The 13055-nt window shown below is 73.4% G+C and carries 7 protein-coding genes and 1 pseudogene; 1 reads left to right on the top strand and 7 read right to left on the bottom strand.

What is annotated here, in order from left to right:
- Positions 1–3: 3 nt before the first annotated feature.
- The 5 genes from OG562_RS38160 to OG562_RS38140 form a co-directional block, all read right to left on the bottom strand.
- On the bottom strand, positions 4–1317 hold the full coding sequence (locus tag OG562_RS38160; RefSeq protein ID WP_266406178.1) for a hypothetical protein: 1314 nt from the start codon (positions 1315–1317) through the stop codon (positions 4–6).
- A gap of 30 nt (positions 1318–1347) precedes the next feature.
- Entirely contained in the window at positions 1348–5805 is a 4458-nt protein-coding gene (locus OG562_RS38155) for an amino acid adenylation domain-containing protein (protein ID WP_266406177.1), read from the bottom strand.
- A complete protein-coding gene (locus tag OG562_RS38150) occupies positions 5802–6071 on the bottom strand; it encodes a phosphopantetheine-binding protein (RefSeq protein ID WP_266406176.1) in 270 nt (89 codons plus the stop codon). The genes OG562_RS38155 and OG562_RS38150 overlap by 4 nt, the downstream gene beginning before the upstream one ends.
- Positions 6072–6156: 85 nt before the next feature.
- Entirely contained in the window at positions 6157–7005 is an 849-nt protein-coding gene (locus OG562_RS38145; protein WP_266406174.1) for a hypothetical protein, read from the bottom strand.
- A gap of 46 nt (positions 7006–7051) precedes the next feature.
- Complete coding sequence (locus OG562_RS38140) at positions 7052–8344, bottom strand: tryptophan 2,3-dioxygenase (RefSeq protein ID WP_266406173.1); 1293 nt, start codon at positions 8342–8344, stop codon at positions 7052–7054.
- Positions 8345–9157: 813 nt separating this feature from the next.
- On the opposite strand from OG562_RS38140, the pseudogene OG562_RS38135 reads away from it, so the two are divergent.
- A pseudogene (locus tag OG562_RS38135) lies at positions 9158–9529 on the top strand (transposase); the annotation flags it as partial.
- Between the two features lie 165 nt (positions 9530–9694).
- Here OG562_RS38135 and OG562_RS38130 read toward each other — a convergent pair.
- Together OG562_RS38130 and OG562_RS38125 are read right to left on the bottom strand one after the other, a co-directional pair.
- On the bottom strand, positions 9695–12562 hold the full coding sequence (locus OG562_RS38130; RefSeq protein ID WP_266406172.1) for a tetratricopeptide repeat protein: 2868 nt from the start codon (positions 12560–12562) through the stop codon (positions 9695–9697).
- The gene (locus OG562_RS38125; protein ID WP_266406171.1) at positions 12559–12996 is read right to left on the bottom strand and encodes a hypothetical protein; all 438 of its coding nucleotides are present in this window, start codon (positions 12994–12996) and stop codon (positions 12559–12561) included. Before OG562_RS38125 ends, OG562_RS38130 begins: the two co-directional genes overlap by 4 nt.
- Positions 12997–13055: the final 59 nt, after the last annotated feature.

The following is a 13055-nucleotide window of genomic DNA, read 5'->3' as shown; positions in this document are numbered from 1 at the left end:
GTGTCAGGCGAGTTGGGGTTGCGGCGGCGGGGCGTCGGCGCCCACGAGGCCGACGAGCTCGTCGAGCAGGCGCCGGGGGTCGAGCGTGGCGGTGAGCGGTTCGTAGACGGCCAGGGCCAGTGCCCAGTGGGCGGGTCCACCGCGGAAGCAGCAGCGCACCAACGGCGTGTCGCGCAGCCGGAGCGGCTGTCGTGCCGCGTCCAGCACCGCCTCCCGCAGGTGTTCCGCCCCGCCGTCGGGGTCGGGGGCGAGGTGGGCCGGCCGGGCGTCCGGGGTGGGCAGGGTGCGGGCCTGCCAGCGCCCGCCCGGCTCGCTGAAGACGGTGCGCAGGGCCGGGTGCCTGCGCTGGAGTTCGGCGAAGGCGGCGCTCAGGGCGCCGGGCGCGGGGTGCGGTCCCGGTACGACGGTCGCGACGGCCGCGTTGTGGTCCCCGGAGGAGCCGTGCCGGACCAGGTCGTAGAACAGCCAGCGCTGTTCGTACGGCGTGAGGGGGCGCGTGGCGGCCGCTTCGGCCGTCGCGGGGCCGCCCGGTTCGCGGCGCCGGAACGGGTGGCCGGGCAGCCGGACCCGGCGGCCGGGGCGGCCGAGCGAGGTGTCGACGTCGTAGCCCTGCCGCCACAGTTCGGCGAGCAGCCGCGCGTGCGAGGAGCCGTCGGCCGGGTCCAGGGCGAGCGCGTCGACCGTGTCTGTCCGGGGTGCGCCGATCACCACGACAGGTGTTCCGGCGTGGTCCTCGGGGAGCTCCTCGTCGGCGACCGAGGCGCCCGCGGCGGCGGCCAGCAGCGCGTCGGCCAGGGCGAGGTCACCGCGTGCCGCCGCGGCGGCGAGAGCGCCATGTCCCGTGCCGCGCACGGCGCACGGGGTCACGCGGTGGGCGCGCAGCCAGGCCACCAGGCCGTAGAGGACGGCCACGGTACGGCCTGCCGCGCAGTCGGCGTGCTCCTGGGCGACCCGCAGGGCGTCGGCCACCTCGGGGAGGTCCACGGGCGCCGTGGTGATCGGCGCGCCGGCGAGCAGCAGGACGGGCCCGTCGGCCGGTGCCCGCACGGGCGAGGGGCCCGCGGTGGTGTCGGCGTCCGCGAGCAGAGCGGCGCCCTCGGCGACGGAGCCGACGGTGACGGCGTACCGGCAGGGGAAGCGTTCACGACCGGTCTGGAGGGTCAGGGCCACGTCGTCGAGGTCGGCGTCCGGCGTGTTCTCCAGCCATGCGGCCAGTCGGCGGCAGGTGTCGGCCAGGGACTCGGGGTCCCGGGCCGACACGGCCAGTACGCGCGGAATGTCCGTCGAGGTCATGGGTGGGGTCGGGGGTCGGGTCATGGGTCGGGTCGTGGGTCGAGTCACCGCGGGTCACACCCTTTCCGGCTGCGGGAGGAGGGCTGCCGACGCGGCCCGGTGCTGCTGCACCACCACGTGGGCGTTGGTGCCGCCCACGCCGAAGGAACTGACACCGGCCGTGCGCGGCCGGTCCGTCCGCTCGGCCCAGGCACGGCCCTCGCTCAGGAGGGACAGCCGGCGGCCCGCGGCGAGTTCGTCGATGGGCTCGGCGGTGTTGGGCGTGGCGGGCAGGTGCCCGTGGTGGACGGCGAGCACGGCCTTGATGAGTCCGGCGATGCCGGCGGCGGTGTTGCAGTGCCCGATCGAGGCCTTGACCGATCCGACGGCGACCGGCGGGCCCGTCCGCCCGAGCGCCTCGGCCAGGGCCGTGATCTCGATGGCGTCGCCGAGCCGGGTCCCGGTGCCGTGGGCCTCGACGAAGCCGATGTCGGCCCCACTGACACCGGCGGCGGCCAGGGCGTCGCGGATCACCCGCGACTGGCCTTCGACTCCGGGCGCGGAGTAACCGATGCGCGCCTTGCCGTCGTTGTTGACCGCGCTCCCCCGGATCACCGCGTACACCGGGTCACCGTCGCGTTCGGCGTCGGCGAGGCGCCGAAGCAGCACCGCTCCGGCGCCGAAACCGCCCACGGTTCCGGAGGCGCGCCGGTCGAAGGGCCGGCACATGCCGTCGTCGGCGTAGAGGAGACCCGGACGGTGGCGGTAACTGCCGTCGGAGGCCGGGTCGAGGGAGACCGCCCCGGCGAGGGCGTAGTCGCTGCTGCCGGTGAGCAGGCTGCGGCAGGCGAGGTGGACCGCGTACAGGCCCGTGGAGCAGGCGGTGTCGAGCAGCAGGGCCTCACCCCACAGGTCGTGCAGGTAGGCGAAGCGCGAGGCGACGAAGGTGGGGTCGGCGTTGACGACGTCGTCCACCCGGGCCTCGGGGTCGGTGTCGAGGACCTTGGCGCAGCCCGCGTAGAGACTGGTGCGGGAGGCGATGTCGGACAGCCGCAGGGAGGCGTCTTCCACGGCCGACCACAGCACCTCGTGCAGCACTCCCTGCTGGGGGTCGCCGTGGCGCAGGTCGTCCTCGCTGAAGCCCAGGAAGTCGGCGTCGTAGCGTGCGCCCTCGGCGGCCATGCCCCAACGCGCCACCCGCCGCTGGCCGCCGGGCAGTTCGGTGATCAGCGGGCCGGGCCCCTCGGAGAAGCAGTCCCGTCCGGTGCGCAGGTTGTCCCAGAAGGCGGCCAGGTCGGCGGCGCCGGCGAACCGCGCCCCCATGCCTACGACGGCGATGGCGTCGTCGTCGGGCCCGAACGTGGGCCGTGCCGTGAAGCGCGCGGCGGCCGTACGCGGGGTGTCGCTCTCGTCGCCGCCGAGCAGCCGGGTCTGCGACCGGACGGTGGTGTGGCGCAGCAGGTCGGCGATGGAGGGCTTGGCCCCGGTGGCACGGCGCAGTGCCGCCTGGAGCCGGACCAGGAGGAGCGAGTGCCCGCCCACGTCGAAGAAGTTGTCGTCGGGGCCGAAGGCACGCTCGCCCAGCACCTCCCGCCATGCGCCGTCGACCGCCTGCTGGAGGCCCGGTGCGGGGGCGGCGGACTCGCGGTTCGCGGGCCGAGCCGGCGCGGGCACCGGGGTGTCCTCGGGCCGGGGCAGGCGCCGCCGGTCGATCTTGCCGTTGGGGGTGAGCGGGAGTTCGTCGAGGACGAGCAGGTGGGAGGGGACGGCGAACGTCGGCAGGCAGGCCCGCAGGTGCCGCATGACCTCCGGCTGGGCGCCGGGCCGGGCGAGCACCGCGTAGCCGACGATCTCCTTCTCGTCCCGGTCGTTGCGGCGGCTGGTGACGAAGGCCGCGGTGACGTCCGGGTGGGCGCGCAGGGCGGACTCGACCTCACCGAGTTCGACTCGCTGACTCCTGATCTTGATCTGGTTGTCGGCCCGCCCGATGAACTCCAGACGGCCGTCGGCGGTCCACCGCACCCGGTCGCCGGTGCGGTAGAGCCTGCCGCCCGGCTCGATGCCGAACGGGTCGGCCCAGAACCGCTCGGCGGTGCGGGTGGGGTCGCCGAGGTAGCCGAGGGCCACGCCGTCGCCGCCGAGGACGAGTTCCCCGGGCATGTACGGCGGCGCGGGGACGAGCGTGTCCTCGAAGACGACGTGGGCGCGGGTGCCGGGGACCGGGGCGCCGATGGACAGGGTGCGGGCCGCCTCGGGTACCTCCTCGACGGGGCACCAGGTGGACGTGAAGGAGTTCTCCGTGGGGCCGTAGCTGTGCAGCAGGGTCCCGGGGCGGGCCCAGCGCAGTGCCTTGCGCAGGTGCGGGACGGAGACCAGCTCGCCGCCGAAGTACACCCGCCGCAGCGTCTGGAGGAGGTCGGGCGCGTCCTCGATGACGCGGTTGAGCAGCGGGGTGGTCACCAGCAGGGTGGTCACTCCCAGGTCGCGGACAGCCGTGCGCAGGGCGGGTGGGTCGAGGACGAGTTCCTTGTCGAGGACGGCCAGCCGGGCGCCGTGCGTGAGGGCGCCCCAGATCTCGTAGGTCGCGCCGTCGAAGTTGAGCGGGGAGAGGTGCGAGACGGTGTCGTCGGGTCCGAGGGGCAGGAAGTCCGGCCGGTGCATCAGGCGCACCACACCGCCGTGGTGCAGCAGAACGCCCTTGGGGCGACCGGTGGAGCCGGAGGTGTAGAGGACGTTGAACACGCTCTCCGGGCCGATGTCGACGACGGGCGGCGTACCGGGCAGGGCGGCGGCCGCGCGGGCGATGTCCCGCGTGGTGTGGACGGGCAGGCCGTCCGGCACCCCTCCGGTGTCGGCCGACTCGGCGATGAGCAGCCGGGGACGGGCGTCGTCCAGGACCAGCCGCAGCCGGGCGTCGGGGTGGTCGGGGTCGAGCGGCAGATAGGCGGCCCCGGCCATGGCTACTGCCAGCATCGCGGTGATCGTGTGCGCACCGGGCCGCAGCGACAGCGCGACCAGGTCACCGTCGCGGACGCCGGCTTCGGACCGGAGCCAGTGCGCGGCGCGCGCCGCCGCCTCGGTCAGGGCGCGGTAGGTGAGGGTGTGCTCGCCGTGCACGACGGCGACGGCGTCGGGGGCGCGGCGGGCCTCCCGCAGGACCAGCTCGGGCACGCTCGGCCGAGCGGCGCCGTCCTCGGTCTTTTCAGCCGGACCGTCGCCCGGGAGTACTTCGGCCAGAGCGGCGAGCAGTTCACCGCAGCGGGCGCCCGGGCGTCCTGCGGCCGAGAGCAGCGCGTCGAGCTGGCGGGCCATCAACGCGGCGGAGGCCCCGGTGTACAGGCTGGTGTCGTAGTCGATCCGCAGCACCAGCCGGTCGGTGTGCTCCAGGGCGGCCAGGGCGAGGTCGTACTTCGCCGAGGCGGTGTCCAGGTGCACCACGCGCACGACGGCCCCGGGCACCTCCTCGGCGCCGCCGGTGCGGGGCTGGTGCAGGAACACGGCCCGGTAGGCGGGTGCGGTCGCCGGGGGCGGCGGTCCACCGTCGGCGAGCGCCTCCATGGAGTCCAGCACCTGTTCGCCCAGGCGCTGGGCGTGTTCGCCGAACCCCTCGTCGGCAGCCATGCGGCTGCGGACCGGCAGCACTCGGGTGAACAGGCCCACCGCGTCCTCGGTGCCCGGCGCGTCACGGCCGGCGAACGGCATGCCCAAAACGCCGTCCTGCTCGCCGGACCAGGCGTGCAGCAGCAGGCTCCACGCGGCCAGCAGCACCACGGCGGGCGACACGGAGTGCCCGACGGCGAGGTCTCGTACGGCGGCGAGGCGCTCCGGGGCCAGGGTGCGCTCGACCCAACCGGCCGTACCCCGCAGCTGCTGCTCGCCGCGGACCAGATCGGGCAGCGGGCCGAGGGTGACGGGGTCGTCGGCGAGCAGGTCGCGCCAGTACGGGGCCGGTGCCCGCTCGGCGCCTCCGGCCTCCGCGGCTCCTTCGGTGTCATGGGCGGTGGACCGCGACGGCTGGACGAAGGCGTCGGCGGTGGCGGCCTCGGACGCGGAGGCACGACCGCGGTAGGCGGCGAGTACGTCGGCCGCGATGACGTCCAAGGTGCGCCCGTCGGCGACGATGTGGTGCGTCGTCAGGACGACCAGTGCCCCGTCGTCGTGGTGCAGCACCTCGGCGCGCAGCAGGGGCGCGCCGCTCGGATCCAGGGGACGCTGCGCCGCCCGAACCGCCTCCTCCCGCGCGGCCTCGGAGCGGCACGAGCCGGACCGCCGTACGACGCCCAGTGGAAGCGGCGCCCTCGGCTCCGGGTGGAACCGGAGGTCGCCGTCCTCGGTGTCGAAGCGACCGGCCAGCGCGGGCCGACGGGCCAGCAGGTCGGACAGGGCCAGCCGCAGGGCCCGTACGTCGAGGTCGCCGAGGAATTCCAGGGCCACCGGCACGTTGTAGCGGCCCGACTCCGGCTCGCAGCGGTCAGCGAGCCAGATCTCCGTCTGGGCGGCCGAGACCGGCAGCCCCGCCACGTGGCCGCTCACGAGCGCTCCTGCGGCGCGTCGGCCGTGAGCGCCTGCGCCAGACCGCGCACCGTGGGGTTGCGGAAGAGGACCCGCACCGGGATCTTCCGGCCCAGCTCCGCGCCAAGGTCCCTGACCACGTGAAGGGCGCCCAGGGAGTGGCCGCCGACCCGGAAGAAGTGGTCCTCGTCGGTGAATTCGTCGTGTCCGAGTGCGTCGGCCCAGGCCGTGCGCACCAGTGCGGTGAGCTCACCGGTGCCGCGTGTCTCGGATTCGGTCGCCGTCACGGCAGTCGTGTCCTTCCGTTCTTCGTCTCGGCTGTTCTTCGTCCCGGCCGCGTCGGGCGAGGGATCGGCGCTCGGCGCCCGGCGCTCAGGCGGGTGTCTGCTCGTCGGGCACGAACGCCCGGTAGGTGTCGTCCACGGAGTCCCACAGCCGCGGGAAGAGGCTTCGCTCGGCCATGGCGCGGACGCCCGCCGTGGACTGGCCGCGCAGGCTCTTGGGCAGGTCGTCGCGGGTGTCCGGACCGGCGGACGGAGCGGTCTCGGGGTGACCGCCGAGCTGGGACCACACCAGCCGCAGGTGATGGTGCTTCCAGGCGGCGACCGCCCCGTCGAGCCGGAGCAGCGCCTGCCGTACGAGGGCGAGGTCGGGGGCCCGGTCCTCGCGGGCCGGCGATGCGCCGCGACCCTGCGCCGTGATGAGCTCCCGCACGCCGATCCCCTCGCGGGCGATGGCGGCCTCCGTCTCCTGCCAGAGCGCGGTGGCCGCGCGGCGCAGGTTGCGGGCGCCGGGCGAGTCGAGACCCGTGGTGTTCTCCGGGAAGGTCTCACGCATCAGCAGCAGGCTCTCCTGCGGAAGAAAGTCCAGCAGCACCTGCAGCGCCCGGACCGCGACGCCGCCCGTCGCGGCGGCGCGTTCCAGCAGTTGGGCGGCCAGAAGGTAGTCGCGCTCACGCAGGCTCTCGGCCGCACGACGCATCTCGTAGTGCATCTCGCACCACGCGTACTCGGTGATCAGGTGCACGGTCTGGAACAGCCGCTGGTCCGGATGGACCAGCCCGTCCTCCGGCAGCAGCGCCGACAGGGCGGCGGTGAGCCGGGTGTCCTCTTCGTAGTTGCTGCCCCGGTCGTACTCGTACACGAAGAGGCGGTTGCTCTCTGCGGGGTTCATGGTCCGGCGGGCCGTTCCGGGCCTGCCGGGCTGCGCTTGCTTGCTCATCGTGGTGGACGCCTCCGGGCGGGGGTCGTGGACGTGGGGAGCCGGCTCAGCCGACGAGGGCGCTGTGCCGGTCCGGGGCCGGGAACAGCCGGTTGTCGAGGACCGCCGCGAGGTAGGGCACGCCCTGCGTGTATCCGGTGCCGGAGCGTTCGCCGATCATCCGTACGGCCAGGCGGTAGTGGGTCTGCTTCCACCGCTGGTGCACCGATTCCAGGCGGTCGGCCGCCGCCCTGAGCGCCGCGTCGTCCGCCGGCTTCAGCCGGTGTGCGGCGATCAGGCCGTGCCAGGTGTCCTGGACGGTGGCCCGCCCGTTCGTCACGCACGCGTGCACCTGGGGCACGGAGGTGTAGGCGAAGGAGGCGAGCCGTGCGCGGCTGGGTGTGGAGCACAGCGACTCGAAGGTCTTGTAGCCGGCGGACTGGATGGCGCTCGCGCCCTCGGTGAACTCCCGGAAGGTCTGGAAGGCTTCGGCCCTCATGGTCGCCAGCAGCGAGAACAGGGGCAGGGATTCCTTGAGGATGTCGGCCACGGCGCCGACGAGGTCTGCGGCCTCCCGCGGCCGGTCGCCGTCGAGCCGCCGTACAGCCGTGGCCAGGGCGGACGACATGAAGGTGAACGTCGTCTCGAAGGACTGAAGGGTGCGCAGGAACAGGTACTCGTCGTGGAGGACGTACACCGGCTGCACGCTGGCCGACAGCACCAGGGCCTGGTGCGGGCCGGCGGTGCGCAGGATCTCCGCCGCCAGCGGGCCGCCGGGGGTGCGGCCCGGGACCACGGCGACGGCCGCGGCGTCCACGACTCCCGGCGGCAGCGCGCGCAGGGCGGCGGGCTCCATCACCCGTACGGCCAACCGGGCGCGCTTGGCGACCAGTTCCGGCGAGGGGGGCATGTACAGCGGAGCGTCCGGGGTGTCCGTGGCCGACAGCCCCTCGAACCGTATGAGATCGGCAAGCAGGAGCAGCACCGCCTCGTCGCGTGCCCGGAGCGCCTCGCGCCAGTCGGCCGCGGCGGGTCGACTCAGCAGGGACAGTGCGGTGTAACTGGGGTAGTCGTAGCGGTCGTCGTACTTGTCGAGGACGACGTCGAGGAACCTGTGCAGGAAGGACGGTCCGTCCGGCTTTTCGGCCTCGGACAGTCGACCACGTATCTCGTCCAACAGGCGGAGGAGTCCGGCGTCCAGGAAGTGCTTGCCGACCGACCGCAGATGCCCGAGAACCAGGGCGTAGGGGAACTCCGCGGGCCTGTCGGACCCCACCCAGGCGCGCAGTTCCTCTACGACGTCGGCGGCGGGAGTCGCGGCCGACGGGATTGTCGTCCCGGCGGATTCAGCGGAGGTCATGCGCTTTCCCGGAACGTTGACGTGCCGGAGCCCCCGAATTCGTTCCTCACTGGGGGCCGGGAATTTCGAGCGACCATGGAATGGTGTCCTTTACTCGGGACGAGTGCGACCGCGAGACCCCGAGGTTCTCAACCCATCGAATTCGGCGCCGGACGCGATCACTTTCTGGACCCGATCCTCCGCCTCCGGCTCCGGACTCCCAAGTCACCAATATCCGGTCACGCGCGAGCGGTCCCGGGGTCACGTGAATTCCCGTGCACTGCTCAAGGGTGCGTTGTCGCAGGCAGTGGCACCGGATGCGGCGGCTGCGGCTGCGACTGGCGCCACTTGACCGGGGCGAGGGCTGCCAGGTCCGTTCGGAGTGCGGGGCCGTCTGGACGGCCGGGGGGAATCACCGCGGCAACGCGGTGTACTGCTCGCCGCGTTTCCGGAAGAAGGCCCGGAGCCGTCGCAGGGCCGCGTTCACCGAAGCGTCCGGCTGATGTCTGGAAGAACGGTTCACGACCCGAGGCGACGGCCGGAGGATTCAAAGCCTCCTGTTTCCACCCCTGGTTGGCGAACAACCTGCCGCTTGGTGGAATCCGGCGGGAGGACCGGCGCTTTTCTCCGGCGGGCCCCGAGATCGACGACCGCGTTACGAAATGCCGTGGGCGGACATCGCGTCCACCCGGACGGATGCCTGTCCCGAGGACGAGGCGTCGGAGGAGCCCAGCGAATGGCGGACTGGCGAACCGACGCGTCGGCGCCCACGGGCCGGGCAGGCACAACACACTGCCGCGTGTCACGGACGGGGAGTTCGAACCACTGTCTTCGGCCATGGCCGAAGTGCCACTGCCGCGGACTGCCGACGGCCAGCTGGTCCTGGCCGTCGATGTCACCTGCTGACTGCGGCCCGACGCCCACACCTCACCACAGCGGATCCTGTGCCACACCTACGGCCGAGGCAAGGACCAGCACATCCCGGTCCCCGGCTGGCCCTACTCGATCATCTGCGCACTGGAGCCACGCCGCAGCTCATGGACCGCACCCCTGGACGCGCTTCGTCCGGCGCCCGGGGACGACACCGCCACCGTCACCGCCCGGCAGCTGCGCGAGCTGCTTCAGCGACTGATCGCAGCGGGGCAGTGGCAGACGGGCGACCCGGACATCCTCATCGTCGCGGACGCCGGATACGACGCACCGCGCCACCTCCTCCTCGTAGGCCCAACCGGGTTCGGTGAAACGGGCGATGAGACCGTCGGCGGGCAGGACGACGTCCCAGCGCTCCCGTACGACCTCCACGACCGTCAGACCGAGTTCGGCCATGTCCCCCACGAGTCTCCCCCTCGTCCACCCGGTCGGCGGCGCTGTTCAGTCGACGATGATGCCGGGATAGCAATGATCATGATTCCAGTCGGGCTGAATGGCGTACCCGCAATGGCAGAGTGCCGGTCGGGCCGGCTCACCCTCCGAGCGGCGGCGCAGGGCGACGGCGAGCGGTTGCCGGGCGAGCCAGGTCCCGGCAGTCTCACCGGCCCGTCGGCCGAGCGACTCGGGGGAGGCGCCGAGCCCGTCCAACAGCCCCTCGAAGAGGACATCGGCCTGCCGGAGCAGGAACCGCAGCACGGTGCCGCTGTAGCGGGGGTCCATGTCGTCCAGGCGATGGCGGCGGTCCCGGGCGTCCTGCCAGACCTCGTCCTGGTTGAGGAGCGCCACATAGTGCTCCTCCAGCGTCCAGGTCCTGTCGGTTTCGGGGGCAGTTCCGCTCAGCCGCTCGCGGAGGGACTCGTGTGCCTCGTACGCCTTGCGCAGCTGCTCTCCGAACGCCCCGGAGTTCTGCGACGCGAGGCGCTGGTGGATCTCCACGCTCTGCGCGGTCACGGCCAGCGCCTCCTCGACACGGCCACTGCGCGCGAGGTAGGCGCCGAGGAAGGAGAGGTCATGGGCCAGAGCGGGTTCATGGGCGGTGGGGTTGGCCGTCGCCAGCCGGCGTCTGATGTCCACCGCCTCCTGCAGGGCGGCCAGGGATTCGTCGCGACGGCGTGCGCCCCACAGCAGCAGCCCAAGAGTGGCCAGGGCCGCCGCCAGGTCGGACTCGTCGACCGCGACGGACCGGTTGAGCTCCGACGTGGAGACCGCGGGTCCGGCGGCCACCAGGCGCCGGATGAGCGCGACCGCCCGTTCGGCGGCCGTCCGGGCGTCCGACCAGCGACGCTGCTGCCGGCACAGCACGGCCTCGTTGACCAGGGTCACGGCCAGACCCGGCCCGTAGCTCTCGGGGTCGGTGGCCGCCAGCCGCTGGAAGATTCCCATGGCCCGCTGGGTCACGGCGAGGGCCGCTTCGGGGTCCCGGGCCTCGGACAGGCCCACGCCGAGGTGGGAAAGCGACAGGGCGAGGCCGGGTTCGTGCGCTGTGGGGTCCGTGGCCGCCAGTCTTCGGAAGAGACCGACGGCCTCTTCGGCAGCGCGGCGGCTCGCCTCCGTGCGGTCCGCCGAATGAGCACGCTCGCTCAGCTGGGCCAGGGCCATGGCGAGCGCCGGCTCATGCGTGGCGGCGTCGACGGCGACGAGCTTGCGCAAGAGAGCGACCGCCTTCTCCGCCGCGGCCACGGCGTCCTCCCGACGGCCCGCACGCACCAGCCGGAACCCGAGGTTCTGGTACAGCCGGGCGTGCGCGGAGGAGTCCTGGGTGGTGGAGAGGTGGCGTTCGGCGAGGCGCTGGGTGACGGCGGCGATACCGGCATCGAGATCTGCCTGTCCGCGGTGGGGGAAGTGCGCGTCGACCGCCTCCAGGACCTCGGTGGCGAGGTCGACCGCGGCCAGCGCGGTCAGGGCGGCGCCGCCGGCGGCGACGGCCAGGGCCGGGTCCGTGCGCAGCAGGGTCTCCAGGTACCGGGCGGCGTGCGGCCAGCGGTGCGGCGCCGCCGTGGAGGCCAGGAAGGTCAGGGCACGGGCCAGATGGGCAGACGGCGAGCCGTCCGGGTCGCGGGCGACGAGCGTGCCGATGAGATCCGGCGCCCAGGGAGCCGTGGGGTAGCCGGTCGTGTCGTGGCCGGGGAGGGCCAGGGCGAGGAAGTCCTCGGCGAGCCGGTCGGGGTAGAGGGGTTCGAGGACCGCGCCGGTCTCCTCGGGCGGATAACAAGTGGCGTGATCGGCCAGGAGCCGCGCGGGGCGCTCCATGCCGAGGCCGCCGAGCAGGGCCGTGCCGTCGTGGTGCGTGGTCGCGCCGGTGAGCGCGGCGGTGAAGACCACCTGGCTCATGACGCCGGGCGGGGTCTCGTACTCCAGGCCCTCCAGCCGGAGTTCGTGGAGCCGGGTCCAATGCCTGCGTTCGCGGTCGAGCAGATAGGCGGACAGGCCCGCCATGTCCTTGGGCGGGCTGCCGCCGCGGACGTGGGCGTCGACGGCCACCAGCGCGGCCATGTGCAGCGCCAGCACCAGGCCGAAGTCCGACCGGTCCAGACAGCCGGGTGCGGCGATGGCGTCCGGGTCGGCGAGACCGTAGTGGGCGGCGAAGCAGTTGCGGGCGACGGTGAACATGGCTCGGCGGGCGTCGAGTCCACCGCGGCGCTCGTCGAGCGGTCGCAGTGCGAGGTCGCCCGCCTGTGTCCCGGCGTCCTCCAGCGCGGAGCGCACGGCGGGCCAGGGGGCGATGGACCGGGCCAGCAACAGCAGTCGGGTCGGCAGGCGCCCGTCCAGCAGCTTGTTGCTGAACAGCCACGTCAGATGGGAGAGGGGCCAGCGGTCGGCGTAGTCGACGACCAGGAGGAGCCCCGCAGCGCCGTCGAGCCGCAGGTCCTGGCTTCCCGGGTGCGGGTGGATCGTGCCGGCGCCGTGGGCGGCCGAGACGACCTTCCAGCCCTTTGACGCGCTGTCGGCCGCGAACTGGGCCGCCAACCGTGTCTTGCCCTGGCCGCCGGCTCCGTGCAGCCAGAGGGCGGCGCGTGGACCCTCACCGTCCCGCCATGCGGCCAGCTCCGCCCGTTCCTCGGCCCGACCGGTGAAATCCACGACCTGGAAGCGGGCGTTGAGGAGCCGACTGGGCTGGGAGGCGGGTCCGGCCGTGTCCCTCTCCCTGAGTGAGGGGGCGGGGGCCGGGACCGGAGCAGGTCGATACCGGGAGAGCAGGTAGACCGGGCCCCGGTCGGGGAAGACGTGCAGGTCGGCGCCGATGACGCCGTAGCCGAACCCGCCGTCGACGCGGACCGTCTGCCGTGGCCCGGCTCCGGGCCGACTCACCGGGCGGCTCCGGCGCCTCCCGCCTGTCCGGGAGGCGCCTGGTGCACGATGACATTGCCGCCCAGAGCCGCGAAAACCTGTCCGTTGTCCTTGGCCACGTTGTTCTGCACCTGGGGCTGCCGCGCCTCGGGCAACCGCTTCTTGATCTCCTCGGTCAGCTCACGCAGTTCGTCCGCGGCGTCCGGGTACTCGTCCAGAAGCGATTCCAGCTCCAGCATCCACACGGGGAGCAGGCTCTGACGTACCCGCTCGGCGTCCTCGGCCCTCGCGACGAGGGCCTCGTTGTTGTCGAGCTGGGCCTCGACGGCGGCCTGTCGGTCCTCTCCGCGGCGGCGGAACAGCCGTGCGACTCCGCCGCGCGCGACGGTCCACGAGTCGGTGGCCATGGCCGCGACGACCGTGGTTCCCCCGACCAGAACGAGTTCTTCCAGCATCCTGTCCCTCTCCCCGTGACCCAACGACGTTGCCCTGCACGGATATTGTCCCCCCCTTA

Origin of the sequence: Streptomyces sp. NBC_01275, from assembly GCF_026340655.1 — a bacterium.
Classification (GTDB): Bacteria; Actinomycetota; Actinomycetes; order Streptomycetales; family Streptomycetaceae; genus Streptomyces.
This window is presented reverse-complemented; position numbering and strand designations above follow the sequence as displayed.

Excerpts from the sequence above, each read along its gene's own strand:
- OG562_RS38160 (WP_266406178.1), bottom strand. The coding sequence starts at position 1,317 with ATGACCCGACCCCCGACCCCACCCATGACCTCGACGGACATTCCGCGC.
- OG562_RS38145 (WP_266406174.1), bottom strand. The coding sequence starts at position 7,005 with ATGAGCAAGCAAGCGCAGCCCGGCAGGCCCGGAACGGCCCGCCGGACC.
- OG562_RS38125 (WP_266406171.1), bottom strand. The coding sequence starts at position 12,996 with ATGCTGGAAGAACTCGTTCTGGTCGGGGGAACCACGGTCGTCGCGGCC.
- OG562_RS38140 (WP_266406173.1), bottom strand. The coding sequence starts at position 8,344 with ATGACCTCCGCTGAATCCGCCGGGACGACAATCCCGTCGGCCGCGACT.